Origin of the sequence: Rhodanobacter sp. 7MK24 (assembly GCF_014842995.1) — a bacterium.
Taxonomy (GTDB): Bacteria; Pseudomonadota; Gammaproteobacteria; order Xanthomonadales; family Rhodanobacteraceae; genus Rhodanobacter_A.
Window position 1 is genome coordinate 788013 of sequence record NZ_JACYXL010000001.1, and the last position, 25384, is coordinate 813396.

General features: G+C 65.6%; 24 protein-coding genes. 10 read left to right on the plus strand and 14 right to left on the minus strand.

Annotated features, from left to right (window positions below):
* Positions 1-18: 18 nt before the first annotated feature.
* Positions 19-720: a pirin family protein gene (locus IHE49_RS03635; protein WP_192154968.1), complete on the minus strand. Its 702-nt coding sequence runs from the start codon at positions 718-720 to the stop codon at positions 19-21.
* Positions 721-1149: 429 nt separating this feature from the next.
* Between IHE49_RS03635 and IHE49_RS03640 the strand changes: the two genes are divergently transcribed.
* Positions 1150-1626: a hypothetical protein gene (locus tag IHE49_RS03640; RefSeq protein ID WP_192154970.1), complete on the plus strand. Its 477-nt coding sequence runs from the start codon at positions 1150-1152 to the stop codon at positions 1624-1626.
* A gap of 152 nt (positions 1627-1778) precedes the next feature.
* Here IHE49_RS03640 and IHE49_RS03645 read toward each other — a convergent pair whose 3' ends face one another.
* From IHE49_RS03645 to IHE49_RS03660, 4 genes are all read right to left on the minus strand, one after another.
* On the minus strand, positions 1779-2336 hold the full coding sequence (locus IHE49_RS03645) for a hypothetical protein (RefSeq protein WP_192154972.1): 558 nt from the start codon (positions 2334-2336) through the stop codon (positions 1779-1781).
* 13 nt (positions 2337-2349) lie between these two features.
* Positions 2350-2976: an AHH domain-containing protein gene (locus IHE49_RS03650; RefSeq protein WP_192154974.1), complete on the minus strand. Its 627-nt coding sequence runs from the start codon at positions 2974-2976 to the stop codon at positions 2350-2352.
* Between the two features lie 145 nt (positions 2977-3121).
* The gene (locus tag IHE49_RS03655) at positions 3122-3601 is read right to left on the minus strand and encodes a VOC family protein (protein WP_192154976.1); all 480 of its coding nucleotides are present in this window, start codon (positions 3599-3601) and stop codon (positions 3122-3124) included.
* Positions 3602-3705: 104 nt separating this feature from the next.
* A complete protein-coding gene (locus IHE49_RS03660) occupies positions 3706-4149 on the minus strand; it encodes an SRPBCC family protein (RefSeq protein ID WP_192154978.1) in 444 nt (147 codons plus the stop codon).
* A 522-nt stretch (positions 4150-4671) separates the two neighbouring features.
* On the opposite strand from IHE49_RS03660, the gene IHE49_RS03665 reads away from it, so the two are divergent.
* Positions 4672-5058: a carboxypeptidase-like regulatory domain-containing protein gene (locus IHE49_RS03665; protein ID WP_192154980.1), complete on the plus strand. Its 387-nt coding sequence runs from the start codon at positions 4672-4674 to the stop codon at positions 5056-5058.
* Between the two features lie 314 nt (positions 5059-5372).
* Complete coding sequence (locus tag IHE49_RS03670; protein ID WP_192154982.1) at positions 5373-6338, plus strand: alcohol dehydrogenase catalytic domain-containing protein; 966 nt, start codon at positions 5373-5375, stop codon at positions 6336-6338.
* A gap of 92 nt (positions 6339-6430) precedes the next feature.
* On the opposite strand, the gene IHE49_RS03675 is transcribed toward IHE49_RS03670, so the two are convergent.
* Positions 6431-7276 carry an NAD-dependent protein deacetylase gene (locus IHE49_RS03675; RefSeq protein ID WP_192154984.1) on the minus strand — a complete coding sequence of 282 codons (846 nt, stop codon included), beginning with the start codon at positions 7274-7276 and terminating at the stop codon, positions 6431-6433.
* A gap of 108 nt (positions 7277-7384) precedes the next feature.
* Complete coding sequence (locus IHE49_RS03680) at positions 7385-8434, minus strand: NAD(P)-dependent alcohol dehydrogenase (protein ID WP_192154986.1); 1050 nt, start codon at positions 8432-8434, stop codon at positions 7385-7387.
* Positions 8435-8560: 126 nt separating this feature from the next.
* Between IHE49_RS03680 and IHE49_RS03685 the strand changes: the two genes are divergently transcribed.
* Together IHE49_RS03685 and IHE49_RS03690 are read left to right on the plus strand one after the other, a co-directional pair.
* Positions 8561-9262 carry a glutathione S-transferase N-terminal domain-containing protein gene (locus IHE49_RS03685; protein WP_192154988.1) on the plus strand — a complete coding sequence of 234 codons (702 nt, stop codon included), beginning with the start codon at positions 8561-8563 and terminating at the stop codon, positions 9260-9262.
* A complete protein-coding gene (locus IHE49_RS03690) occupies positions 9259-10107 on the plus strand; it encodes a hypothetical protein (RefSeq protein WP_192154990.1) in 849 nt (282 codons plus the stop codon). Before IHE49_RS03685 ends, IHE49_RS03690 begins: the two co-directional genes overlap by 4 nt.
* A gap of 577 nt (positions 10108-10684) precedes the next feature.
* Here IHE49_RS03690 and IHE49_RS03695 read toward each other — a convergent pair.
* Both IHE49_RS03695 and IHE49_RS03700 read right to left on the minus strand, forming a co-directional pair.
* Positions 10685-12889, minus strand: coding sequence for a penicillin acylase family protein (locus IHE49_RS03695; protein WP_192154992.1), 2205 nt, complete (start codon positions 12887-12889; stop codon positions 10685-10687).
* Between the two features lie 136 nt (positions 12890-13025).
* Positions 13026-13871, minus strand: a complete 846-nt coding sequence (locus IHE49_RS03700; protein ID WP_192154994.1) for a YXWGXW repeat-containing protein — start codon at positions 13869-13871, stop codon at positions 13026-13028.
* A 382-nt stretch (positions 13872-14253) separates the two neighbouring features.
* Here IHE49_RS03700 and IHE49_RS03705 point away from each other — a divergent pair, with 382 nt between their 5' ends.
* The gene (locus IHE49_RS03705) at positions 14254-15030 is read left to right on the plus strand and encodes an iron-containing redox enzyme family protein (protein WP_192154995.1); all 777 of its coding nucleotides are present in this window, start codon (positions 14254-14256) and stop codon (positions 15028-15030) included.
* Positions 15031-15123: 93 nt separating this feature from the next.
* On the plus strand, positions 15124-17844 hold the full coding sequence (locus IHE49_RS03710; RefSeq protein WP_343227532.1) for an EAL domain-containing protein: 2721 nt from the start codon (positions 15124-15126) through the stop codon (positions 17842-17844).
* 12 nt (positions 17845-17856) lie between these two features.
* Here IHE49_RS03710 and msrA read toward each other — a convergent pair whose 3' ends face one another.
* A complete protein-coding gene (msrA, locus tag IHE49_RS03715) occupies positions 17857-18537 on the minus strand; it encodes a peptide-methionine (S)-S-oxide reductase MsrA (RefSeq protein WP_192154999.1) in 681 nt (226 codons plus the stop codon).
* Positions 18538-18644: 107 nt separating this feature from the next.
* Between msrA and IHE49_RS03720 the strand changes: the two genes are divergently transcribed.
* Complete coding sequence (locus IHE49_RS03720; RefSeq protein WP_192155001.1) at positions 18645-19460, plus strand: arylamine N-acetyltransferase; 816 nt, start codon at positions 18645-18647, stop codon at positions 19458-19460.
* A 309-nt stretch (positions 19461-19769) separates the two neighbouring features.
* Here the strand turns inward: IHE49_RS03720 and IHE49_RS03725 are convergent, their stop codons facing one another.
* The 4 genes from IHE49_RS03725 to IHE49_RS03740 are packed head-to-tail and all read right to left on the minus strand — an operon-like array spanning position 19770 to position 21675.
* On the minus strand, positions 19770-20015 hold the full coding sequence (locus IHE49_RS03725) for an RNA-binding S4 domain-containing protein (protein ID WP_192155003.1): 246 nt from the start codon (positions 20013-20015) through the stop codon (positions 19770-19772).
* On the minus strand, positions 20012-20440 hold the full coding sequence (locus IHE49_RS03730) for a barstar family protein (protein ID WP_192155005.1): 429 nt from the start codon (positions 20438-20440) through the stop codon (positions 20012-20014). Before IHE49_RS03730 ends, IHE49_RS03725 begins: the two co-directional genes overlap by 4 nt.
* Positions 20437-20850, minus strand: a complete 414-nt coding sequence (locus tag IHE49_RS03735; RefSeq protein ID WP_192155007.1) for a ribonuclease domain-containing protein — start codon at positions 20848-20850, stop codon at positions 20437-20439. The genes IHE49_RS03730 and IHE49_RS03735 overlap by 4 nt, the downstream gene beginning before the upstream one ends.
* Positions 20851-20895: 45 nt before the next feature.
* Positions 20896-21675: a phosphatase PAP2 family protein gene (locus IHE49_RS03740; protein ID WP_192155009.1), complete on the minus strand. Its 780-nt coding sequence runs from the start codon at positions 21673-21675 to the stop codon at positions 20896-20898.
* A 125-nt stretch (positions 21676-21800) separates the two neighbouring features.
* Here IHE49_RS03740 and IHE49_RS03745 point away from each other — a divergent pair, with 125 nt between their 5' ends.
* Both IHE49_RS03745 and IHE49_RS03750 read left to right on the plus strand, forming a co-directional pair.
* Positions 21801-23459: a serine hydrolase gene (locus tag IHE49_RS03745; RefSeq protein ID WP_192155011.1), complete on the plus strand. Its 1659-nt coding sequence runs from the start codon at positions 21801-21803 to the stop codon at positions 23457-23459.
* Positions 23460-23651: 192 nt separating this feature from the next.
* Positions 23652-25301, plus strand: a complete 1650-nt coding sequence (locus IHE49_RS03750; RefSeq protein WP_192155014.1) for an alpha/beta hydrolase-fold protein — start codon at positions 23652-23654, stop codon at positions 25299-25301.
* The last annotated feature ends 83 nt before the right edge of the window (positions 25302-25384 follow it).

Genomic DNA, 25384 nt, shown 5'->3' on the forward strand with positions numbered 1-25384 from the left:
TGGCAACCGGGCGGAGTTTCAGGCAGCCACGTCCACCAGCACTAGCTCGGCATCCTCCAGCGCGGTGACGCGCAGGACGGGTTCGTCGCGGATCGCCGCGCCGTCGCGGGCTTCCAGCTTCAAGCCATTGAGTTCCACTGCGCCGCTGGCCGGCACCAGGTAGCCGTATCGACCGGTTGCCATCGCGTATTCCGCCGTCTCGCCGGCCTTCAGCGTGGCGCCCAGCACGCGTGCATCGGTGCGCAGGGGCAGGGCGTCGCCGTCGCCAGCGATGCCGCTGGCCAGGACCACGAAACGCCCGGCCCGCTCGCCCTTGGGGAAGGGCCGTGTGCCCCACGCCGGCGGCTGGCCGTGCGCATCGGGGATGATCCAGATCTGGAAGATGCGCGTGGTTTCGTCCTCCATGTTGTATTCGGCATGCGTGATGCCGCTGCCGGCGCTCATCACCTGCACGTCGCCCGCCACGGTGCGGCCCTTGTTGCCGAGGCTGTCCTGGTGGCTGATCGCGCCCTCGCGCACGTAGGTGATGATCTCCATGTCGGAATGGGGATGCGGCGGGAAGCCGGAGTGCGGCGCGATGGTGTCGTCGTTCCACACGCGCAGCGCGCCCCAGCCCATGCGCGCAGGCTCGTGATAGCCGGCGAACGAGAAATGATGTTTCGCCTTCAGCCAGCCGTGGTCGGCGCCGCCGAGGCGGTCGAAAGGCCTGCGTTCGATCATGGGAATGCCCTCAAGAGTGGATGCGCACAGCATGGGGCCGGGGAGGGTGGAGGGGAACCGACAAACGGTGAACGGATTGTTTCCATCGCGGGTCGTTGGTGACAATGAAAGTGGGGCTAAGCAGTAGGCGTGCATTTTTGCCACAAGTGGGGGCGACTCCATCCACTGCCTCGGACGACGCTAATAGCGGCGTGGTTACAACCGCCGGTGCTGCCCATTCGAACGAGCAGAGTCCACCTGCGTTTGATAGATGTATTCTGAATGCGATCAATGCAGTGCGCCGCACTCGCGATCAGGTGGCGAGCAGCAGCTCCAGAGGGTGAGGCAAGCATTGGGACGGGGAGTTGGGCGATGCAGGGCGTCGAATGGCCGAATAGGCCGCGTCAATCCGCACCAAGCTTAGTTGAGCAGGCAACCAGGGAGAGTGCCATGGCAGACATCTTCGATGACGATTTCATGGGTGGTGGCGGCCTCAACAACGGGCTCACGATGAACCCCCGGTGCCCGTTCTGGCAGCACCAGCACCGTTTCGTCAGAAGGATCATGCTGCGAGGGACCGGCTGGGACGGATCGCATCACCAGGAGCTGATGATCGAGCTTCAGGGTCAGCTTCTGCTGCGTATCTCGCGCAACAATGGCATGGATACCTTCCAGATTGGCGCCAACCCGAGCAAGTACAACACGCTGGTGGAGCGGCACGTCAGCGGAGACACGATCACCTGCCGTAGAGTCCTGCAGGCGTTCGGCGAGGTGCGCCGACTATGTCCGACCTACGACCGTGCAAATTGCAGGCGATTCGCCCAAGACATATTCGAGGCCCTGGATCCTGACGTGGTTGGCGCGTTTCAGGAGGAATCTGGGGGGCGCGGCAGCAGTGCGCAGGAGATCAAGGATCTCTTTTTCTAACTTTTGATCTTGGCTGCGGACTGCAAAGATCGGGACGAAGGAAAAATCATTTCCCGATTTTGCGAAGCCGAAATCGACAATCCTTGGTTCGTCTCCGCCACGTGTCAGGGGGGGGCTTGGCATGATCTGCCCGAGAGCGAACCCAGCCGCTCCTACAGGGTAGGTTCCAGCATCCCGCACTCGATGCCGCTGAGCCCGGTCGAGGCGATCAACTGGTCGATGACCGCCTTGCCGGCGTCGTTGACGTAGATGCGCGATCTGGCGGTCGCAGGATCCTTGAAGACGGCGGCTTCGGCGGGGACTTTCGACAGGTCGAACACTTCACGCCGGATGCGGCCGAGTTCGTTTTTCTCCGAGTGCTCGACGTCCACGCAGCGCACCAGATGGGTGACGTTGTAGAAAAAGCGCGGACCAGGCGCTCCCTCGCTGTCGAGCTCGAGCAGTTGTCCGAATGCCGACAGGAACGGCGCCAGCACCGCGTGCGCATGCGCGTTCAGCACCATCGCGCCGGGCACCATCGCGCTGACGTCGGCGGGGGGGCGCTCATGGTTCTTGCGCGTGCTGTCGGCGAAGCCGATCCGCGGCGGTCGCTTCCATTCCAGCGGCTTGCCGTCAATGCGGAACAGGCCGGCCGACACGTCGCCCGGATTGAGCGGGACAGCCATCGCGTAATCGTTGACCGAGGCGCAACGCAATTCCCAGATCGTCATCGGCGTATCCATGTCAGAGCGGTAGCGCTCCGGAAAGTATCTTGGTCTTGAGGAATCGCAAGGTCGCCCGGCCTTGCTGGGTGTTTCCGGCGTATTGCAGTTCGTCGTACACGGCCAGGTGATAGGCGACACGGTGATGCGGGTTGTGGCGCGGCGCGTTGGGATAGCCGGGCAGCCCGGTGGAGGACTGCGGCAGGAAGACCCCGTTGTCGGCGTCGTTGATGCCGATGCCCCATCCGAAAAGCAGGGCGCGCGAGTTGGTCGCTTCCGGGTCGCGCAAGGCGACGATGTGGTGCGCGCACGTGCTGGCCGGACGCGATTGCGTCGTCGCCTTGACGATGTTCCTGGACAGGGTCCGGCGGTGGTTGTAGTCGCGGCGCTCGGCATTGGCGAGCAGTTGTTCGGCCGACGTCGGCAGCGTCACGCCGTTGTTGTAGCGCACCCGCGCCTTCTCCTTGCGGGTCAGCAGGTCGTTGCGTACTCCGTATGGATTGACGTCAGGGGCGCCGGCTGCGATCCGGTTGGTCGCGATCGTGAGTTCGAACACCTTGCCAGGCGTACTGGGCGCCAATGCACCGGCTGCCTGGAGGTCCTTCGGTTTCGCTGTCATGGCCTGTCCCCCGCTGCGCTGCGCGAGCACGTTGCTGTCCAATGCAGGGGGCGAGTATGCGGCAAAACAGGGGGCGGGAGTGCCTTTTCCCGGAGGACGCCAGTGACGTTTTTTTCAGGTTGCCGGCCTGGAAGGAAGCATGCTCGACCCGGGGTGTGGTCGAGCGTTGCTGCCGTCATCCGCGTCGTGCCGCCTCGATCGCCGCAATATCGATCTTCGCCATTGTCATCATCGCCGCGAATGCGCGCTTGGCCACGGCTGGATCGGGGTCGGTGATCGCGGCCATCAGGGCGCGCGGGGTGATTTGCCAGGACAAACCCCACCGGTCCTTGCACCAGCCGCAGGCGCTGGCGTGGCCGCCGTTGCCGATGATGGCATTCCATAGGCGATCGGTTTCGGCCTGGTCGTCGGTGGCCACCTGGAACGAAAACGCATCGGTATGCGGAACGCCGGGACCGCCATTGAGGCCCAGGCATGGAATGCCCATCACCGTGAACTCCACCGTCAGCACGTCGCCCTGCTTGCCTGCGGGATAGTCGCCCGGTGCGCGATGGACCGCGCCCACGGTACTGTCCGGGAACGTCTCGGCGTAGAACGTGGCGGCGTCCAGCGCGGCGCCGTCGTACCACAGGCAAATCGTGTTCTTGTTCATCATCGGGGTTCTCCTGGCATGGGGCGATGCATTCGTCCCTTCATTCGAAGCAGGGTGAAGCCAATGGCGCGGCCAGTGCCGCGTCGCCATCTTCCTCATGTGCGGGCTCAGCCTGGAATCGTCGGTTCCACCAGCCGCTCCAGCAAGGTGAGCGATTCCTGCCAGCCGAGGTGGCATTGCTCGGTCGGGATCATGTCGGGGATGCCTGCCTGTTCGATCTGCATCTCGGTGCCACAACCGACCTCGCGCAGGACGATGGTGGTGACCATGGTGCCTGGCAAGCCGGGATCGTCGAAGCGGTCATCGTGGACGATGCGCTGGTGCGGCACCAGTTCCAGGTAGGTACCGCCGAAGTTGTGGCCGTTGCCGCTGCCGAAGTTGGTGAAGCTCATGCGGTAACGGCCGCCGACGCGTGCATCGAGTTCGTGCACGGTGCAGGTGAAGCCGTCCGGCGGCAGCCACTTGGCCAGTGCCGCGGGATCGAGAAAGGCGCGGTAGACGCGCTCGGGCGGGGCGGTGAATACACGCAGCAGGCGGACGGTGCCGGACATGGTGGCCTCCAAAGGGAGTGGCGGGTTGGGTTCTCATGATGGCGACGAACGGGCCGGTCGCCTATCGACACAGATGATGCGAGGAGACTCTGCGATCGTCGCTGCACTCGCTGCAGTGTGCGTGTCCGCGGCGCGTCCGTTGTCCGTTGCGTGTGTCCGCGGACGGACAAAGATTTCCGGCGGCCGGCGGGAAATAGCCTGAAACAGGGGTTTTCGAGGCATGTCGGTGTTGGCACGCCCTTTGCCATATCCAACTCGAAAGCTTCATTTCCCATCCAACGGAGAGCCGCCATGAAATTCTTCAAGTACGAAACCCTGATCCTGCAGAGCCTGTTCAGTGCCTGCCTGCTGATTTGCGTGATGACTGTCGGCGGCATGCTGCTGGCCTGAGCGGTCGATCACACGAAATACCGGCAACACGCCGGTTTGGGGCGGCATTGTCCGCCCCGTTTCGCGGGCAAGCGCCAAACCCCTGGCATGTCCGCGCTTTTCCCCCTGGTACTCAATGGAGATCGTCAAGTCATGAATACTATTTCCTCGATCCGTTCCGGCATCTCGCGCCGCCTGTCCCGCAGCCTGGTGCTGGCGGGTGTCGCCGTCGCGTTCGCCGTGGCGGGCATTTCCACGGCCAGCGCGCAGGCCACCACGGGCAGCGTGTTCGGCAAGGCGCCGACGGGTTACAGCATCACCGTGCGCAGTCCGGCGAACGGTACCGGGCGCACGGTTACCGTGGATTCCACTGGCCGCTACAGTGCGCCATCGCTGCAGATGGGTACTTATACGGTCACGCTGAAGCAGAACGGCCAGGCGGTCGCGGAGCATCTCAACGTGCCGGTGACCGTGGGGCGCGGCATCGAGGTGGACTTCGACTGCTCCGTGCTGAAGTGCGGAGAGATCGCGAGCAAGTAACCTTGGGTCTGGATGCGCCGGGCGGTTCGATCCATGGCGCACGACCGCGGACTCGCCCGGCATGAGGTTGTCTCAAACAAAGGCCCGGCATCGAAAGGTGCCGGGCCTTTTCGTCCGTCCGTGCGGGTGCCGATGCTTGGCTCGCCGGGTTCGGTGTTCCGTGGGCAGTCTGTCGACCAGAAAGCAATGGCTTCTGGGTTGTCACGCTTCCATCGTGCGTCACGACACAACCTTTCCCCGGGCATTTGCTTCAAGATGCGCTCCCTTGCGTCACAGCGTGAGAGACGCGTCCCCCTTCATTCAAGGAAAGAACCATGCTTGCACTTGTGTTTGACCGGGTTGGCGAGCCACGCGAGGTGCTTCGTCTCGCGGACGTGCCGCCGCCGCAACTCGGTCCCCGCGATGTACTGATTGCAGTGCGCGCGCGAGTCATCCAGCCGGCCGATAGCATGTTCATCGCCGGACGCTATCGCGTGAAGCCCGCTTTTCCGCAAGTGGCCGGTTTCGATGCGGCCGGCGTGGTCGAAAGTACCGGAGTGGAAGTAAGCCACGTGCGCGTGGGGCAGCGCGTGGGCTTTCGCTATCCGGGGGCGTGGGCGGATTTCGCCGTGGCGCCGGCGGCGCGCGTCTACCCTGTGCCCGACGATCTTTCGGCGCAACTGGATGACGGTGTCGTGTGCCAGTTTGGCCTGAACCCACTCACTGCGTGGGGCCTGCTCGACGTGGCGCGCCTGCCGCGGGGAGCGCGTGTACTCGTCACGGCGGGACGTTCCGTGGTCGCGGGCCTGCTTGGGCATCTCGCGCAGCAGAGTGGCCTGGTGGCCGAGCGTCTGGTGCGCGCAGGCGACAGCCATAGCCTGCTGGATGCCTCCGGTACGCAGATGCTGGCGCAGGCGGACGACGTGGCGCGGGCGCTGGCGGCCGTCGCTCCCTACGATGCAGTGCTGGATGCGGTGGGCGGCCTGGGCGTACCGGCGTTGATCGCCGCGACCGTACCCGGCGGCCGACTGGTGTCCTACGGCGTGCTCGACGACCGGCCGTTCGAAATGCATGCGGCCACGATGGTGTACCGCAATCTTTCCTGGCAGGGCTTCGGCATCGATGGCTGGCTGAACCAGTGCGAAGCCACGACGCTCGCACGAGCGCAGCGCGAATGCTGGGAGTTGCTGTCGCGCCATCCCGAGCTGGTTCCCATCGCCGCGCGTTATCCCATGCGCGACTTCGATGCGGCACTGGCGGCGGCCAGTGCTGGCAAGGGCGGCAAGGTCCTGCTGGTCTGACGCCGTGGGAGCGGCATGCCTCGCGTGCCGCTCATGTATCACACCGACGAGATCGGCACGTCAGCGTGGCGGCGGTTGCGCCAGTGGTTCGCTCAGGTGGCGGCTGTCGCGACGCCGGAGGCGTCAGGTGATGCAGGTGCCAACAAGAAGCCGAGCGCTTCCTCGCACGGTGCATCCACTTTCAATGCGAGCAGCGCATCGGCGCGGGTGCGCCCCAGCGTGACGGCGGCGACTGGCCTGCCGGCCTGCGCGGCGGCGTGGGCGAAGCGGTAGCCGGAATACACCATCAGCGAGGAGCCGACCACCAGCATCGCGTCGGCACGCCGGCAGGCATCCATGGCGGCGACTACGCGTTCGCTCGGCACGTTTTCGCCGAAGAACACCACGTCGGGTTTCACGATGGCGTTGCAGTGCGGGCATGGCGGCACATCGAAGCGGCCGAAGTCGTGTGCTTCGAGATCGGCGTCACCGTCGGGTGCGTCATTGGCATCGAGTCGAGTCCATTCCGGGTTGCGCTCGACCAGTGCACGCTGGAAGTCGTGGCGCGTGCCGCGCCAGTCGCAGGACATGCAGCGCACGGTGTCGAGCCGGCCGTGCAGGTCGACCACGTTGCCGTTGCCCGCGCGCTGGTGCAAGCCGTCCACGTTCTGCGTCACCAGCAGCTCGATCCGGCCCTGGCGTTCCAGCTCGACCAGCGCGTGGTGCGTGGCGTTCGGCAGCGCGTGACCGAAGCGGCGCCAGCCGAGCAGGCTGCGCGCCCAGTAGCGGCGGCGGGTGTGCGGCTCCTGCATGAAGGCTGCAAAGGTGACGGGTGGCGTGCGCTTCCACTGGCCGTCGCGGTCGCGGTAGTCGGGGATGCCGGAGGCGGTGCTGCAACCGGCGCCGGTCAGCACGAACAGTCGCGGGTGGGTTTCGACGAAGGCTTGCAGTGGGGTCATGGTGAGCCAAACCTGTTGTAGGAGCGCACCCTGTGCACGATGGCTCTGTGCTCGATCGAGGCCGAGGCAATCGCGCGCAGGGGGCGCTCCTACACGGTTCAGTGGTGGTCAGTCCAACGTCGCCATGTCGATCACGAAACGGTACTTCACGTCGCCCTTGAGCATGCGCTCATAGGCCTGGTTGATGTCTTTGATCGGAATCATCTCGATGTCGGAAACGATGCCGTGCTTCGCGCAGAAGTCCAGCATCTCCTGCGTCTCGCGGATGCCGCCGATCAGCGAGCCGGCGATCTGGCGGCGCTTGAGGATCAGGTTGAACACGGTGGGCGACGGATGCGGGTGTTCCGGCGCACCGACCAGGCACAGCGTACCGTCGCGCTTGAGCAGGGCGAGGAAGGGATCGAGATTGTGCGAGGCGGCCACGGTGCTGAGGATGAAATCGAAGCTGGCCGTGTGCTGGGCCATCTGCGCCTGATCTTTCGACACCACCACTTCGTCAGCGCCGAGACGCTTGGCGTCCTCCTGCTTGCCGGGGGAGGTGGTGAACAGCACCACGTGCGCACCCATCGCGTGCGCCAGCTTCACGCCCATGTGGCCGAGGCCGCCCAGGCCGACGATGCCCACCTTCTTGCCGGGGCCGACGTTCCAGTGGCGCAGCGGCGAATAGGTGGTGATGCCAGCGCACAGCAGCGGCGCCACCGCGGCGAGCTGCTCCGCCTTGTGGTTGACGCGCAATACGAATTTCTCGTCCACCACGATGTTTTCGGAGTAGCCGCCCCAGGTGTTCTCGCCGCCGAACATTGGGCCGTTGTAGGTGCCCGTGAAGCCGTTCTCGCAGTACTGCTCCTCGCCTTCGGCGCAAGAGGCGCAGTGCTGGCAGCTGTCCACCATGCAGCCCACGCCCACGGTGTCGCCGGGCTTGAACTGGGTCACCTGCGCGCCTACCGCGGTCACGGTGCCCACGATCTCGTGGCCGGGCACGGAGGGATAGAGCGTGTTCTGCCATTCGTTGCGTGCGGTGTGCAGGTCGGAGTGGCAGACGCCGCAATACAGGATGTCGATCTTCACGTCGCGCGGGCCGGGTTCGCGACGTTCGATGTTGAGCGGAGCCAGCGGCTCGCTGGCGGAAGTGGCTCCGTAGGCGCGGGTCTGGGTCATGCGGATTCTCCGGGGATGGGGTAGCGCAAGCGGCCGAGTCTACGCTTCAGGCCATAAAAACAAAGCCATTGAAGCGCGGGGTGGTCATACCCATGTGCGAGAGATTGTCCCCAGCGAGAGCCTGCCATGCCCGGTCTGTCCGCCTTCCCGATTGCGCAGCGTTGGCCAGCGCAGCACCCCGACCGCATCCAGCTGTATTCGCTCAACACGCCGAATGGCGTGAAGGTATCGATCATGCTGGAGGAAACCGGATTGCCCTACGAGGCGCATCTGGTGGATATCGGCAAGGACGAGAGCCATCTGCCGGAGTTCCTCGCGCTCAATCCGAACGGCAAGATCCCCGCGATCGTCGACCCCCACGGCCCGGGAGGGAAGCCGCTGGGGCTGTTCGAGTCGGGCGCGATCCTGCTTTACCTCGCGGAGAAGAGCGGTCAGTTCATTCCTGCCGACCCAATACTGCGGTGGGAGACGATCCAATGGGTGTTCTTCCAGATGGCGTCCATCGGGCCGATGTTCGGCCAGGTGGGTTTCTTCCACAAATACGCTGGCCGCGAATACGAGGACAAGCGGCCGCTGGCGCGCTACGTCAACGAATCGAAGCGTCTGCTCGACGTGCTGGACGAGCGTCTCGCCGGGCGCGAATGGATCATGGGCGACGAATACACCGTCGCCGACATCGCCACGCTGGGTTGGGTGAACAACCTCATCGGCTGGTACGACGCCGGTGCGCTGGTGGAATACGAGCGCTTCAGGCACGTCGATGCCTGGTTGCAGCGCGGCCTGGCGCGACCGGCGGTGCAGCGCGGCCTGAAGATTCCATCGCATTGAGCGACGCCCTGCGTACGCTGATCGAAGCCCTGGAGCGCGATGATGCGCTGGCGGAACCTACGCGCTTGCGCGAGCGCATCGAGGCGTTGGACAGACTCGATGCATGGATGCCGGTGGCTGGCAAATGGATGCCGCGCGCGCAGGCGATCCAGCGGAAGCTGGAGGCGGCCAACGCGACGGAGTACGAAGCCGTTCGCCTGGCGATTCGCCAGGGCCGTGGTCGCGAGGCGATGAGGCATAGGTGGCGCGACGGCGATGGCGCGGCATCCGTCCGCGGCGACGCCTACGACTGGCTGGACGAATGGGTAGCGGGCGTGTTGCCGCACGGCACGCCCGCGGAAGCCGAGGCATTGCCGCCGGAGATGGTGTTCTACCAACCCACGCCGGCACGCCATGTGTTCGATCTGCTGGATCGCCTGCAGCTGGGCGAACACGACACCCTGGTCGATCTCGGCGCCGGCCTCGGCCACGTCCCGCTGCTAGCGGCGATTTGCAGCGACGCGCGTGGTCTGGGCATCGAAATCGAGCACGCCTACGTGGAAAGCACGCGTCGCTGCGCGCGAGATCTGCACTTGGCGAATGCGCATTTTGTCCGTGGCGACGCCCGCGAGGCCGATTTCGGCATCGGCAGCGTGTTCTACCTCTATACGCCCTTCACCGGAACGATTCTGCGTGAAGTGCTCGATGCGTTGCGGTGCGAGGCCGCTCGACGCACGTTCCGCGTATGCAGTTTCGGGCCCTGCACGGCCGTGCTGGCCGCCGAATCCTGGCTGGCGGCTGACGATGAACCAAGATCCGATCGCGTCGCGATCTTCCGCGCGCAGCGGCCGTCTTCGCCGCGGTGATGTTAACCAGGTCTTCATGCAATGACTCTGAAATATCGACGAACGCCTGAGTAGGGTCGATACGCGAGCGCGGCACCACGGTTTCGCCGTGGAAGTGGAACGTGAGGCTGCAACGGCGCCGCGCTCGCACCCAACCCCGCAACGGAGACCACCCATGAAAGGTTCAGTCACAGCAGGGCTGTTGATCGCGGCTTCGCTGGCATTGTCGGCATGCAACAAGAGCGGCGATATGCCTCCCCCTCCTGAGGCTCCCGGTCACGCGGCAAGCACGCAGGCCCCGGTTACGCCACCGCCGGCCATGCCGGCCAGCACTCCGATGCCCGCGACCACCAGTGCCGCGCCCCCGTCGGCAACGAGTGCCGGTAGCGGAGCGAATCCGCAGCATTAGCGGTAATTCGGAAAATCTTGGGACACCCGCGCTGACCATGGACGGTCGGCTGCGCTGCTCGCGCATGGTTGACCCAGGCGATAGGGCCCAGGGGCTGGATGCGTCGGAGCAAAATGACCCTCACGGAGAGGGTCTTCGGGTTCGTCGAAAACCCAAGGCGACGGAAGAGGAGGGATCACCCGTCAACCTTCAGCCGGGGTGGTAGACGCGTTCGATATGTCCCTTGAGCTGGTCGGGCCAGAAATACACCGTGCGCAGGTTGCCGCTGGCGTAGCGCTCGGCCTCGTCGGCGAAGTGCGGGGAACCGGGGCGGCCGCTTTCGCCGCCTGCGGTGATGGCACGGGCGCTCACGCGAGCGCCGAATTCGACCACGGCCACGAAGCTGTTCCCGCTGGAGCCGTAGTATTTCTTCGTGCCCGGCCAGCGGTGCGCGCCGAACGAGGCCAGCGAGCCCCAGCGCGAGGAGACGAAGGGCACCGGGATGCTGGACTTGCCGTCGTCGAAGTGCGGCTGGATCGCGTCGTCGAGGCGTTGGAAGCGGTTGATCTCGCCCCAGGCCACGCCCCAGCTGCCGAAGTCCCGCGTGAGGCGCTCCACCGCTTCGTCCAGCGCGTGCAGGCGTTCCTGCACACCGTCATCGCGTGCCATGTAGTCGTAGGGCGGGATGCCGGCGGCCTTCGCCCTGGCCACGCTTTCGTCCCATAGCGTGTCGCCCCAGAACACCGCCAGCGACGTGGGCATGGAAGCGATACCCCAGCGGTAGTCCCAGTGGCGCAGCAACTCGACAGGGCCGGCGAGTTTCGCTTTCAGCGGGTCGCCGGAGGGCAGCGTGTCGTAGTCCTTCGTGAGCAAGGGAATGAGTTTGGCGAACTCCGGCAGATACGAATCGAACGCGTCGGTGATCAGCTTGGGCGTGCTGAAGCCGCTTGCGCCGGTGAGCATGTCCGTGGCGTGGATGCCACGCGGGTTCTCGCCGAAGGTGTCCATATAGCGTGGAAAGTCGGCCTGCTTCGGGCTGTACTTGCCGGCGGCGGAGTACGGCCAGTCGTTGGTGTTCATCGCCCAGCCGCTTGGCGGGTTCACCGCCTGCGGCAGTTCGTCCAAGGGCGTGAGGCCGTGCCAGTCGGTGGCCGGGTCGCTGCCGTCCACGGGTCTGGTGTAATCGAAGCGATTGTCGCGTTTGGGCACGAACTGCGGCATCAGGAAGGCGATCTCGCCCCTGTCGTCGGCGAACAGCGTGTTGTTGGAGGAGTTGGCCTTGAGTTCGGCCACCTTCATGTAGCTGGCGTAGTCGTGCGCCTTGGTGCGCAGCCAGCTCTGTTCCAGCGCGGCGATGGGTTTGTCCATCAGCGCCTCGGCGATCCACTTGTCGCCTTCGCTCTTCACGATGGGACCGTGGTGGGTGAAGTACGCGATGAAACGGCGCGTCTTCGGCGACCCATCGGCGGCGCGATAACGCACGTCGATCGCGCGCTCGGTTACCGGCCGCAGTTCCGTGCCGTAGCGGTAGTACGGCTTGCCGTCCTTGTGCGCAATGGTTTCGGCGAACTCGTCCACTGCATCGAGGCCGGTCGAGGTGTGCATCCAGCCGACGTGCTGGTTGAAACCCTGGTAGATGAAGAACTGGCCCCAGGTCACGGCACCGTAGGCGTCCAATCCTTCGTCGCTGGACATCTGCAGCTCGGAGCGGAAGTAGAACGAAGTGTGGGGGTTGATCAGCAGCAGCGCATGGCCGTCGGTGGTGAGTCTGGGTGCGATCGCGATGCCATTGGAGCCGGTGGGTTCGGCCCAGCTCGGCGGGTTCGCCTGCGCCAGCTGCGGGTGCGCGTCGCCGTAGAACGCGGCGAGGTCCTTCAGTGAGACGCGCTCGATGTCGCCGCCAATGCTGCCCTCGGTGAAGGAGAGCGCCATCCACGGCTCGAAATGTGTGATCACCTTCGGATGCACGTCCGGATGCGTGGCGAGATACCAGTTGAGGCCGTCGGCCCAGGCGTCCATCAGCTTCTGCAGCCACGCGGGGCTCTGCGCGTAAAGCTTCTTAAGCTCCATCGGGTCGACCCACAGCTGCTGGCGCAGGTCCTGCCAGATAGCGGTTTCGCCGTCGGCTTGCGCCGTCCAGCCCAGTGCGGCGAGGTAGTTGCTCTCCACGCGGTTGAAGTCGTCCTCGGCTTGGGCGTAGGCCATGCCGAACACCGCGTCGGCATCCGTCTTGCCGTGCACGTGGGCGATGCCCCAGTCGTCGCGGGTAATGGTCGCCGCAGAGGCTTCGCGTTGCAGGCGCGCATGTTCGGTGGTTTGCGCCGATGCCGCAGTCGATATGCCCATGGCGAGGACGAGCGCGGCCAGCCACGGACGGATGTGGCGCGCGCAGGTGGTTGGACGATGTGTGGGCATGCGGGCGGCATCGCTGCAGGTGGGCGTCGGGGCATCTTGCGGCCGATGTCGTGATCCGGCAATGCATGCACGCTTCAACGAACAGGCCCGCCATGCGGCGGGCCTGTTCGTCCTGCATGCCGTGTCGGCAGGTCAGTTAGTGGTGATGGTGGTCCTGTCCGCCGCTGTTGCCGTTGCCGCCGCCGTGTGCCGCGGGCGCGGGGCGCGCGTACTGCGTCGGGCGTGCGGCAGGCTGGGCATTGCCGCCTTGCGGCGGACGGTAGGTTTGCTGTGCCGGACGATAGGCCGGCTGCTCGTGGTAGTAGTTCTGCGGCTGGTAATGCGTGGGGCGATAACCGCTGTTGCTTGCCGGCTGGTAGCCCGCGGCATTGCTTCGCGGCGCGTAATTGGCTGAGCGCAGCTCTGCACTTGTCCGCGGCGTGTAGTGGACGCCGCCCGGGCCGCCGTTGAAGCTGGCGCGGCCGACGGCTGCGCCGGCCGCCACCGGCCTGTTGTAGACGTTGGTGATGTTGTTGGTGATGTGGTTCACCGAGCGGTTGTAGTAGAAGCCGCCCCCGTGCCAGTAGCCGCCGTCATAGCCGTGGCCGCCGTAGCCGTAGCCGTAGTTGATGCCGCCGTAGTAGCCCACGGTGCGGCCCCAGTAGCCGGCATGGAAGAGGTACACGCCGCCGCTCCAGCCCCAGTAGCCCGGGGTCCACAGCGCGCCGACGTAGGGCGGCAGGATCCAGGCGCCCGGCACCCAGTAGTACCCGGCACCGTTCCAGGCCCAGTAGCCAGGCGTCCAGATGTAGCCCGGCGCGGGGATGGCCGGCTGCACATAGACCGGCAGCGGCGGCGGCGCGATGTTCACCGAGACGAACACGCCGGCGTGCGCGCGGCTGGGAATGGCGGCGGCGACGGCTGCGGCGAGCAGGGCTGCCGCGCCCTTCGCCAGCCATTGGCGGCGCAAGGAAAGGTTGATCGTGGCGGTGTGGGCTTGCATGGCGTCCTCCCGGTTGCTGTGTGGGTATCAATAACGCGGCAGTGGCCGCCGCGGCGACTGCCGGACGGCGCCGCGTTGGGCGGGGTTCAGCGCGCGAATGCCGGCAGCCGTACGGAAAGCCTTGTGTACCAAGGGCTGGCGGCTTTCCGTACGGCAAGTGAACCAGAGTCGGGTCGCGTGTATTCGCTGCGGCTCCGGCCCGGCGCACACCACGGAGCCGGGCGGGCACCGCGCAGTCCGCACGCTGCTCGAGCGCAAGCATACTCGGACATCCATCGCATGCATGGCGATGGATGGCGGCCGATTCGCGGGCGCCCGGCCCCGAGACGGCCAACCCGCAGCGACATATCGCCGGGCATCCCAACCGACTCAGGAGAATCACATGAATACCCGTTTTGAACGCACTGGCGCGCTGACCGAGCTGAGCAGCTATCCGTACTGGGTGCAGGACATGGTGGCCGATTGCGAGAAGGCGAAGCAGGGCGTGGTCCAGCACGAATTGTGGGCACGGATGAGCGAGGCCCGCCTCGACAGGGAATCCACGCGCAACTTCATGGTGGGCGTGTGGCCGGTGATCGAGCGTTTCCCGGCCTACATGGCCTACAACCTGCTGAAGACCAACTATGGCCGGAGCCCGGGCGACAATCTGGCCCGGCGCTGGCTGGTGCGCAATATCCGCGTGGAGCAGAACCACGCCGAGTACTGGTTGAACTGGGCCGAGAGCGCCGGCGTACGGCTGGAGGAGGTGACGATGGGGCGGCCGCCCGCAGGCAGCCAGGTGCTGGCCTCGTGGTGCGAGGAGGTGAGCCGCGGCGGTGAGCTGGCGGCGGGTATCGCAGCCACCAACTACGCGGTGGAGGGGGCTACCGGCGAATGGTCGCAGCGGATCTACGAAAGCGTGACCTACGCCGAAAGTCTGCCCGAACAGGGGCGCACCAAGGGCTTGCGTTGGCTTCAACTTCACGCCGCTTATGACGATACTCATCCATGGGAGGCGCTGGAAATCGTCTGCACCCTGGTGGGCATGACTCCAGGAGTGGACCAGGTCCGGCACCTGGGTGAATGCATTAGCCGCAGTTACACGAGCATGGGCATCACGCTCGACCGTTGCATGGAAAGCTCCGGAAAATTGGGCACGTGGGCAGATGCGGCGGCTTGATGCCGGCATCAAGCGACTGGTGGAAGCCAGCGTTTTCGATGTGTTTCTAGGGGTACGACAAGGCAGCGCATGATTGCAAGCCGACCAAGGTCAGTGTCGCAACACTTGACGCCGCTGGCGCTCGCGCTGGCGTTGGTGGTCGGCTTGATCCTGGGCCTGACTTGGGGTGCCCTGAGGATCCAGGTGACTCTCGCCGGTTTCCTCAACGGCGAGAGTCTTTGGTCCAAGGCACAGAAGCAGGCGGTGATCGACCTGGAGATCTACGCCCAGGACGGCCGCGCCGACGCGCTGGCCGATTACCGGAAGAACATGCGGGTGCTGGGCGCGGATCGCTGGGCGCGAGACGCCATCGCCAGCGGGCACTACGACCATGCTGCCGTTTGGCGCGCCTTCCGCAGCGCCGGCGTCATCCCGGATGCGATCGACGGCATGATCTTCATCATGGGCCACTTTTCCTCGGCGCCCTACATGAAGCCGGCCATCGACGCCTGGTATTCGACCGACGACACCATCGACGGGTTGGATCGAATCGCCGGCGATCTGCAGCGAGCCCATGCCGACGGCAGCATCACGCCGGCCATGGTGGCGACCGCGCGAGCGCGCATTGCGGAGGCCAACCACTTCATCGGGCCACGCGCCGACACGTTCTCCGCGCAGATCGCGGATGGCGCGGCCTGGATCGGCACCGTGCTGTTCCTTGCCGTGCTTGCCGTGGCCATCGCCGCCTCGCTGTTGTGGCTGCGCATGGCGCGTCGCATCCTGCAGGGCATACGCAACAGCGAAGAGCGCTATCGCCTCCTGTTCGACAGCGCGAACGACGCGATCATGATGATCGACGAAAGCGGCGGGCGGATCCTCGAGGCGAACAATACGGCCAGGGCGTGGATCAGCAGCGCGCGCGTCCCGCTGGCCGGGCGCCGCTTCGACGACCTGTTCGCCAACGGGCTTCAGTCGAAGCCGAAAGGGGGCGCCACCGGCACGCTGCTGGACGACAACACGGGCGGCCTGCGCCAGGTGGAAATCGAGAGCAACCTCGTCGACTGGGATGGCCGTCAGGTGCGGCAAGCCATCATCCGCGACATTTCCGAGCGGATGGCGATAGAACGCGAGCGCCGCGTGGCGGCCGAAGCGTTGGCCGGCATCGCCGAGGGCGTGATCATCACCGACGCCGAGCGACGGGTGGTTTCGGTCAATGCCGCCCATGCCGAAATCACCGGCTTCGGCCTGCATGAGATGCTCGGGCGTCGTCTCGACGAAATGCGCCGCCTGCCCGACGGCGAACCGTTGCCGGAATCGATCTGGTCGGCGCTTGCCGGAGGGCGTCACTGGAGCGGCGAGGTGCAAAGCCGCCGTTATGATGGCAGCACCTATCCGGAGCAATTGAGCATCAGCGCGATCCGCGACGCGCAACATCGCGTGCTGCATTACGTGGCAGTCTTCAGCAATGTCCATGAGGCCAAGGCGCAGCGGCAGCGGTTGGAGCACCTGGCCACGCACGATCCGCTCACCGGGCTGGCCAACCGGGCTGCGTTCGAGCGGCAATGCAACGCCGCCATTGCCGCCGCGGGACGTCTGCGTACCGCGGTCGCCGTACTGTTCATCGACCTGGATGCGTTCAAGATCGTCAACGACAGCTACAGCCATGCGATGGGCGACCGTGTCCTGTGCAAGATCGCCGAGCGGATCAGGAAGCAGATTTCCGCCACGGACATGGCCGGGCGCATCGGCGGCGACGAATTCACGGTATTGCTGGGGCGGCTGGAGTTGCGCGAGGACGCCGGCATCGTGGCGGAGCGTCTGCTTGCCAACCTGGCCGCGCCCATCGTGATGGACGAATACGAGATCGTGCTGAGCGCCAGTATCGGCATTGCCGGGTATCCGCTGGACGGTGCCGATGCCACTACGCTGATCGCCAACGCTGATGCCGCGATGTACACGGCGAAGAGCAGTGAACGCAACGCACTGCGGTTCTATACGCCGCTGATGCAGGCCAATGCGCGCCAGCGCCTGCAACTGGTATCCGAGCTTCGCCGCGCCTTGGCCAACGACGAGTTCAGTCTGCGCTACCAGCCCAGCATGGATTTGCGCAGCGGGCACATCGAGGCGGTGGAGGCGTTGCTGCGCTGGCAGCATCCGGAGCGCGGCGAGCTGTCGCCGGGCGAATTCATCCCGGTGGCCGAAAGCCTCGGCCTGATCCGCAGCATCGACGAATGGGTGCTGCGGGCCGCCTGTGCGCAGATCCGCGAATGGGATCGTGCCGGCATGCCGAAGTTCCGCGTGGCGGTGAACGTGTCCGCGCGTTGGCTGGCCCATCCCGCCTTCATCAGCGGATTGGGCAAGGCGATGCGTGATTTCCAGATTCCCTCGCGGCGCCTCGCGCTGGAGATCACCGAAGGCGCCATGCTGCGACTGGGCGACGAGACGCAGCGCACCATGCACGTACTGCACGAACTGGGCATCGAGGTGGCGATCGACGACTTCGGCACCGGCTATTCGTCGATGGCCTACCTCAAGCTGCCATCGGTGAGCTGGCTGAAGATCGACCGTTCATTCGTCACCAGCCTGCCGCACGATGCCAACGACGTGGCGATCGTCGAAGCCATATTGGCAATGGCGCGCAGCCTCGGTCTGCGCACCATCGCCGAGGGCATCGAGCACGAAGCGCAGCACGAATTCCTGCGCAAGGCCGGCTGCGACGAGGGGCAGGGTTACCTCTATTCCTATCCGCTGCCGGCGGCGGCGCTGGAGCGCCTGTTGAACCCTCGCCAGACGCCGGCGCGCCTGAGTCTGGTGCCACCCAAGCAACAGTCCTGAGGCGGGTTGCAGCTACCTGGAATACAAGGCCGGGAACCATCGTTCCAGGTTGGCGACCTTGGGCGCGTCGTTGATTGCGATGTAGAGATCGTCCGGGTGATGGCTGGCGTAATCCTGGTGCCAGCTTTCGGCGGGATAGAAAGCCTGCAATGGCACCAGCTGGGTGACGATGGGGGCGGTGTAGATCCGCGACTTGCCTAGCTGGTCCAGGTAGGCGCCGGCGATGCGCTGCTGTTCCGGGCTGGCGTAGAAGATCACCGAGCGGTACTGCATGCCGCTGTCCGGCCCTTGCCGGTCGAGCTCGGTGGGATCGCTTGCGACCGAGAAAAACACCTGCAGCAACTGGCCGTAGCTGACCTGCGCCGGGTCGAACAAGACCTTCACCGATTCGGTGTGGCCGGTGTCGCCTTCGCTGACCTGATCGTAATGGGCGGTGGCGGCGCTGCCGCCGCTGTAGCCGGCCCAGGTCTTGCGCACGCCCCTGACATGCTCGAACACGGCCTGTACGCCCCAGAAGCAGCCGCCGGCGAACACCGCGACCTGTTCGCCGTGCACGGCGGTGTGAGGAGCATCCTGCAGCGGTGCCGGCAATTTCGTGGCGGCTTCGGCCGTTGGCGGCAGCGCGCAGGCACCGAGGAGGCTCAATGCGAGCGCGGCACACAGCGTGCGGATGGGATGGCGACTGGCATTCATGGCGGCCTCGCGATGGGGATTCAGTCGTTATTCGCTGGCGGAGCCCGGGCGGTTACCCGTGTGTCATGCCCGGTGCTACCGTGGCCTCCCTTATTGGAGCTCCGTGCATGTTCGACGCGATCGACCTGGACGCCTATCTGCAACGCATCGGCTATCGCGGTGCACCGAAGCCTGACCAGACGACCCTGCGTGCGCTGGCGGTGGCGCATGCGGCGGCGCTGCCGTTCGAGAATCTCGACCCGCTGTGTGGCGTGCCGGTGCAATTGGAGCTGGACGCGCTGGAACGCAAGCTGCTGCATCAGGGGCGCGGCGGCTATTGCTTCGAACAGAACCTGTTGTTCGCCGCGGCTCTGCGCATGATCGGCTTTACCGTGCAGGGTCTGATCGCGCGCGTGCTGTGGAACCAGCCGGAAGATGCGGTCACCGCGCAGACCCATATGCTGCTCAGGGTGGAGGCGGATGGCGAGAGCTGGCTGACCGACGTGGGCTTCGGCAGCATGAATCTGGCTGGTGCGTTGCGCCTGGAGCCCGATGTCGCGCAGGTCACGGGGCTGGAGCCGTTCCGGCTGCTCGAGCGGAACGGCGAGTGGCGCATGCAGGCCTGCGTGCGCGGAGACTGGCTGACCCTGTACCGCTTCGATCTCGAACCGCGTGCATCCGTCGATTACGTGGTGGCGAACCATTACGTCTCCACCTATCCCTCGTCGAACTTCGTGCAACACCTGATCGCGGCGCGCACGACCCAGGATCGCCGGCTGACCCTGCGTGACCGCGAGTTCACCGTGCGCAGGCCGGGCATGGAGCCCGAGCGGCACACGCTCCCTGGCAGCGAGGACATATGCCGGGTGCTGGAACAGGAGTTCCTGCTGCGATTGCCGGACCGTACCCGGTTGTTGCAGAAACTGGATGCGTTGCCGCAGTGAGCCCGCGTTGCCAGGCGCGACCGGATTTTCAGGTCACTGCGAACGGGTACTCGAAGATCATTCTGCGATATCCGCATACTGGCCAGCTCCTGCCCGATGTGCCTTGGCTCGCTGCACTACGGCAGCCAGCGCCAGGTGATCTACATCACCATCCGCAAGGACTACGTGCCGTTCTATTGCGCGACCGCACGTACCTAGAGCTGGATATCCTCTACGCCGAATACGCCAATCCGATCGGCAAGCAGCGCCTGCCCGAGATGCGGCAGAAGGATGGAACTGCGAGCGCGGTGTACCGGCGCTGGCGGGAACTCAAGGCGTAACGGGCTGGCGAGGATCGGCCAGTACGAGGATTTCCTCGTTGCCGACACGCACCACCTGTCCCGCGTGGATCTTGCAGGTCTTGCGCAGCTCCTGCGCGCCGTCCACCGTCACCGCGCCGCTGGCGACCAGGTGCTTGCCGGCACCGCCGCTGTCGCAGATGCCCACCAGCTTGAGCAGGTTGTCGAGCTTGACGTAGTCGCGGTCGAGTTCGAAGCGAAGAGGTGGCTTGCTCATGCGTTGTGGTGGCCAGGCAGGGAGAAAAAGGCGAAGAACGGACGCTCCGCGTCCTGCGCGAAGGTGGCGGCGTCGTCGAGCATGCCCAGCAGCACGTCGAAATCCACGACGGCATCGCGTTGCAGATCGCCGGCATGGTCGAACAGCAGCACATGCCCCCACCCGGGCAGCCAAACTGGATCGCGCAGGCAATCGGCCAGCGCATCCCAGTTCTGGCCGAAGTCGGCGGGCAACGACAGCGAAGCGGCGAGCCGCTGCAGCAGTCCGGCCTTGTCGGCGCAGCCGGTGAGGTCGGTGCGGCACACGGCAAGCTCGTCGCGCCTGCCCGCGTCGGCAAGCCGGGCAAGATCGCCATCGCCCACGAAATAGACGCCGTTCTGGCTGGGACGGGTGAGATCGGGATCGAGCGGATGCGCGCTGTTCATCGGGACACCATGAACTGGCGGAAGCTGCGGTAATGGTCGTCCGTGTAGTAGTACACCGCAGGTGGTGTACCACCGGTGATGATGCGCCGCGTGCCCCGCGTACGTGCGCCGGGTGTCTCCACCGTGTACTCGTGGTAGTAGCCGCGCGGCTGCTCGGGCAGCAGGTGCTCGTAGTTGCCGAACACCACGCCGTCCTGGCTGTGCGGGAACGGCCCGTCATGCATGATCGACGCCAGCGTGTCGCGCGCCTCGGGCGGCAGAAAGGCCGGCAACGCAGCAGAGGTCCCGGCACTTGCCACGGAAGCCGGCGCGGTGACCGGGGCGGACGATGGAGGCGTGGTTGCAAAATGGCCCCACAGGGCGGCGACCAGAACGATCGCCAGGGCGAGCAGCGGCTTCCAGGAGCGCATGCGCATCACCGGTAGTTGGTCGAGGGGCAAGTCTAGCAAGTGCGGCTACGGCGCCCGTGTGTTTCGCCGCAGCTGTTCGGCCAGCGACACGCCCAGCACCAGCCAGAACGCAGCGAGGGCATAGCCGGCCAGCACATCGCTGAGGTAATGCGCCTGCAGCATCACGCGGCTGATGCCGACGATGGTGATCAGCGCCACGGCGGTGGCAACGGTGGCGCGATGGCGTGGGGGGCGGAATTGGCGTAACAGCAGGTAGGCCAGCATGCCGAAGAACACCATGCTCATCATGGCGTGGCCGCTGGGGAAGCTGTAGCCATTTCCTACGACGAAGCCGTGGCCGTCGAACGGGCGCACGCGCTTCACGAAGCGCTTTGCCAATTCACCACACGCCGCGGTGCCGCCCAGCGCCACGCACCACGGCACGAACAGCCGCCAACTGCGCTTCAGCGCCAGCAGCAGGGCCACTGCCGCACCAGCGACCATCAGCAGCATGGGGTCGCCGATGTTGGTGACGAGGGCGACCATGCCCAGCACCTCCGGCGGGAGCTGTGCGCGCAATGCTTGCGCCAGCTCGGCATCGAAGCCGGTCAGCGCGGTATGCGCCCATACCGCCCAGGACAGCGAGGCGAACAACGCGCCGAACAGCATCAGCAGGATCGTGGCGGTGCGTGGTTGCAGCGAGAGGTAGTCGTTCCTGCCGGTGGCAGCCAGTTTGCGGCGGCGCGCCAGGCGCCAGAGCAGGTCGCCCGCGAGCAAGGCGAGGATCAGCACGGTGGCCCACAACGCCAGGGCGTGTTGGCCTATCCAGTGGGGGAGGGATTCCATGAAACTCGTTTCGTCCGCGTTCGATGAAACAGTGAAGCCTGCCGGAAGGCCGGCATGACTTCCAGCGCTGGCTCTGTCCGGGTTTTGCCGCGATAGTGGATCGATTCATGTTGCCGGAGCCTGCAATGCCTCTGCGTCATCTTTCCCCGCGTCTGGCGGTGTGCGTCACGCTGCTTGCCTTCGCCGTCGCGGCGTCGGCACAGACCGCACCGGAGCAGGCGGCGTCCTCGTCATCGCTCGAACCTTCCGGCACGCAGGGTCTACTGCCGGTGCAACTGCAGGATTTCGATGCCTACATGGCCGACACCCTGAAGACCTTCAAGGTGCCCGGCATCGCAGTGGCCATCGTCAAGGACGGCAAGGTGGTGCTGGCCAAGGGCTATGGCGTGCGCGAGGTGGGCAAGCCGGACCGCGTGGATGCCGACACGCTGTTCGCGATCGCCTCCAATACCAAGGCGTTCACCGCCGCGGCGCTGCAGATGCTGGCCGACGAGGGCAAGCTGGACATGGACGGCCGGGTGATCGATTACCTGCCCGGGTTCCGCATGTCCGACCCCTACGTGACGCACGAGATGCGCATCCGCGACCTGCTGGCGCATCGCAGCGGCCTCAGCCTCGGCGCGGGCGACCTGCTGTACTGGCCGCCGACCAGCTACACCACCGCGGACGTGGTTAAGCGCCTCGCCGACGTGCCGATCAAGAACAGCTTCCGCGGCCACTACGCCTACGACAACATCCTGTTCGCGGTGGCCACGCAGGTGATCGAGAAGGTGTCCGGCCAGAGCTATGCCGACTTCATCCGCCAGCACATCTTCCGGCCGGTGGGCATGACCGAAACACTGGTGGACATGACCTACCTGAAACACGGCATGGATGCGGCTACCGGCCATGCGCCCTACAACTTCAAGGAGGTCAAGCCGGTGCCGCCGATGGCCTGGCTCAACGACCCTGGCGCGGGCGGCATCTACGCCAGCGTCAACGACCTTGCCAAATGGATGAACGTGCAGCTCGCCGGCGGCAAGCTGCCCGACGGCAAGCAGTTGTTCTCCGAGAAGAGCCACCGCGAGATGTGGTCGATGCTCACGCCGATCCCGGTCGGCAAGCCGCCGATTCCCGAGCTGGCGCCGCTGACCCCGCAGTTCTCCGGCTACGGCGAGGGATGGTTCCTCAGCGACTACCAGGGCAGCAAGCTGGTGTGGCATACCGGCGGCTGGCCGGGCTTCGTTTCGCGCCTCACCCTGGTGCCCGGGCAGAACCTCGGCGTGGTGGTGCTCACCAACCAGCAGTCCGGCGCCGCGTTCAACGCGGTCACTTATCGCGTGCTCGACGCCTACCTCAACGCCGAACACAAGACCGACTGGGTGGCGGCGTACGACAAGGCGGTGAAGAAGGGCGAAGCCGATGCCGACAGCAGCTGGGCCAAGCACGAGGCCGCGCGCGACAAGGACAGCAAGCCCTCGCTGCCGCTGTCCGGCTACGCCGGTACCTACCGCGATCCGTGGTACGGCGACATCGTGGTCAGCGAGGCGCAGGGCAAGTTGCGCCTGCGCTTCAGCAAGACCAGGCAACTGGTCGGCACGATGGCGCCGTGGCAGCACGATACCTTCATCGTGCGCTGGGACGACCGATCGCTCGACGCCGACGCCTTCGTCAATTTCGCGCTGGACGACGATGGCCACGTGCGGGAGATGCGCATGCAGCCGATCTCGCCGCTCACCGACTTCAGTTTCGATTTCCAGGATCTGCGGCCGGTGCCGGTGAAGGCTGCCGAAAAGCAGGATTGAACCATCGCCTCTTCCCGCTGGATGCGGGAGGATTCGCGGGCGTCGTCGTCCCGGCACACAGGCAGGAGGTGCGAAGAGCCGGCCGAAGTGCGTTGCGTGACGGGGCCGAACCTCCTCGCTTTTTCGGCGCTCCAGCTTGCGTAGGAAGAAAGAAATCGCTTCACCCACGTTGCCAGACCAAAGGGGATCACCATGCGTCATCGTCATCTCACTGCCGCGCTGCTCGGCTGCGGCCTGCTGCTTTCCGTCGCCGTGCAGGCGCGCGACGCGGCGCCGACCGTGCCGGCGCACAGCTTCTTTCATGTGCAACTGGGCAGCGCCGAAACGCAGCCGGTGTCGGGCCGGTTGCTGCTGTTTGCCATCGCCGCGAAGGATGCCGAGGCGGCGGCGAAGGAGCATGGCGGCGACGGCAAGGTGGAGGAGGTGGACACCAGTCCGTTCTTCCCCACCCAGACGGCGGTGGCGGCACGCGAGATGAGCCGGCTGGCGCCGGGCCAGGCGGTGGATGTCGATGCCGATGAAATCGCCTTCCCGCAAGCCTGGTCGCGGCTGCCGGCGGGCGATTACTACGTGCAGGCCGTGCTCGACGTGCACCACGACTACAACTACCACGGCCGCGACGGCGGCGATCTGGCGAGCAAGGTGGTGAAGCTGCATCTGCCGGCGGCCACCATGCCCGACCTGACGCTGACGGATACATTGCCGGAGCGCAAGGCGTGGGACATCCCGAAGCGCTACATGAGCGAGACTTCGCTCAAGCATTTCGACGAGGCGCGCCAGCACACGCAGGCCATCGACTTCGTCAGCCCCGCGCTGAGCGCGTTCTGGGGCCGGCCCATCCACATGCGCGGCTGGGTGATGCTGCCGCCGGGCTACGACCCGAAGGCCAAGGCGACCTATCCCACGGTGTACTACACGCATGGCTACGGCGGCGACGCGGACACGCTGGCCGGCAGCGCCGCGATGGTCTACGGCGCCACGGCAGAAAAGCAGATGCCGCCGATGATCTGGGTATTCCTCGACCAGTCCAGTCCCACCGGCACCTCCGAGTTCGCCGACTCGGTGAACAACGGCCCATGGGGCGTGGCGCTCACCACCGAGCTGATCCCGCAGCTGGAGAAGACCTACCGCATGGACGCGAAGTCCAGCGGACGTTTCCTGCAGGGCCATTCCTCCGGCGGCTGGGCCACGCTGTGGTTGCAGACGCGCTATCCGAAGATCTTCGGCGGCACCTGGTCCACCTCGCCCGATCCCAGCGACTTCCACGACTTCACCGGCGTGAATCTCTACGCAGAGCATGCCAACGTCTACCGCAAGGCCGACGGCACGCCCTATCCGCTGGTGCGCGACCACGGCAAGGTGCTGGCCACCTACCAGCAGTTCGCCCAGCTTGAGCGCGTGATGGGTCCGTACGGCGGCCAGATGGCCTCGTTCGAGTGGGTGTTCTCGCCCAAGGGCAAGGACGGCCGGCCCGAGCCGATGTTCGACCGCGACACCGGCGACGTCGATCCGGCCGTGGTGGATTACTGGCACGACCATTACGACATTGCCTATCGCCTCTCCCGCCATTGGCAAGAACTTGCGCCCGACCTCGACGGCAAGATCCACCTCTATGTCGGTACGGCCGATACGTTCTACCTGGACGGTGCCGCACACAAGCTCAAGGCGGTACTGGATGGCCTGCATGCGAAGTCCGACATCCGTTTCATCCCGGATCGCACCCATTTCGACCTCTACCGCATCGGCGACGATCGCCAGGGCCTGCTGAAGGACATCAGCTGGCAGATGTACGAGGTGGCGCGGCCGCATTCCGCATTGAAGCCCGAGGCGCAACACGGATGATGAATGCGTCGCGCGCTTCGCGTTGTATCGACATGGTTTTGCGGCATAGTGGCGCCACCGACGCGGAGTTTCCCGCGTCCGGG

Bases quoted from the DNA above. Each gene is read 5' to 3' on its own strand.
- IHE49_RS03635 (WP_192154968.1), bottom strand. From the start codon at position 720: ATGATCGAACGCAGGCCTTTCGACCGCCTCGGCGGCGCCGACCACGGC.
- IHE49_RS03640 (WP_192154970.1), top strand. From the start codon at position 1,150: ATGGCAGACATCTTCGATGACGATTTCATGGGTGGTGGCGGCCTCAAC.
- IHE49_RS03645 (WP_192154972.1), bottom strand. From the start codon at position 2,336: ATGACGATCTGGGAATTGCGTTGCGCCTCGGTCAACGATTACGCGATG.
- IHE49_RS03655 (WP_192154976.1), bottom strand. From the start codon at position 3,601: ATGATGAACAAGAACACGATTTGCCTGTGGTACGACGGCGCCGCGCTG.
- IHE49_RS03660 (WP_192154978.1), bottom strand. From the start codon at position 4,149: ATGTCCGGCACCGTCCGCCTGCTGCGTGTATTCACCGCCCCGCCCGAG.
- IHE49_RS03665 (WP_192154980.1), top strand. From the start codon at position 4,672: ATGAATACTATTTCCTCGATCCGTTCCGGCATCTCGCGCCGCCTGTCC.
- IHE49_RS03670 (WP_192154982.1), top strand. From the start codon at position 5,373: ATGCTTGCACTTGTGTTTGACCGGGTTGGCGAGCCACGCGAGGTGCTT.
- IHE49_RS03675 (WP_192154984.1), bottom strand. From the start codon at position 7,276: ATGACCCCACTGCAAGCCTTCGTCGAAACCCACCCGCGACTGTTCGTG.
- IHE49_RS03680 (WP_192154986.1), bottom strand. From the start codon at position 8,434: ATGACCCAGACCCGCGCCTACGGAGCCACTTCCGCCAGCGAGCCGCTG.
- IHE49_RS03685 (WP_192154988.1), top strand. From the start codon at position 8,561: ATGCCCGGTCTGTCCGCCTTCCCGATTGCGCAGCGTTGGCCAGCGCAG.
- IHE49_RS03695 (WP_192154992.1), bottom strand. From the start codon at position 12,889: ATGCCCACACATCGTCCAACCACCTGCGCGCGCCACATCCGTCCGTGG.
- IHE49_RS03700 (WP_192154994.1), bottom strand. From the start codon at position 13,871: ATGCAAGCCCACACCGCCACGATCAACCTTTCCTTGCGCCGCCAATGG.
- IHE49_RS03705 (WP_192154995.1), top strand. From the start codon at position 14,254: ATGAATACCCGTTTTGAACGCACTGGCGCGCTGACCGAGCTGAGCAGC.
- msrA (WP_192154999.1), bottom strand. From the start codon at position 18,537: ATGAATGCCAGTCGCCATCCCATCCGCACGCTGTGTGCCGCGCTCGCA.
- IHE49_RS03720 (WP_192155001.1), top strand. From the start codon at position 18,645: ATGTTCGACGCGATCGACCTGGACGCCTATCTGCAACGCATCGGCTAT.
- IHE49_RS03725 (WP_192155003.1), bottom strand. From the start codon at position 20,015: ATGAGCAAGCCACCTCTTCGCTTCGAACTCGACCGCGACTACGTCAAG.
- IHE49_RS03730 (WP_192155005.1), bottom strand. From the start codon at position 20,440: ATGAACAGCGCGCATCCGCTCGATCCCGATCTCACCCGTCCCAGCCAG.
- IHE49_RS03735 (WP_192155007.1), bottom strand. From the start codon at position 20,850: ATGCGCTCCTGGAAGCCGCTGCTCGCCCTGGCGATCGTTCTGGTCGCC.
- IHE49_RS03740 (WP_192155009.1), bottom strand. From the start codon at position 21,675: ATGGAATCCCTCCCCCACTGGATAGGCCAACACGCCCTGGCGTTGTGG.
- IHE49_RS03745 (WP_192155011.1), top strand. From the start codon at position 21,801: ATGCCTCTGCGTCATCTTTCCCCGCGTCTGGCGGTGTGCGTCACGCTG.
- IHE49_RS03750 (WP_192155014.1), top strand. From the start codon at position 23,652: ATGCGTCATCGTCATCTCACTGCCGCGCTGCTCGGCTGCGGCCTGCTG.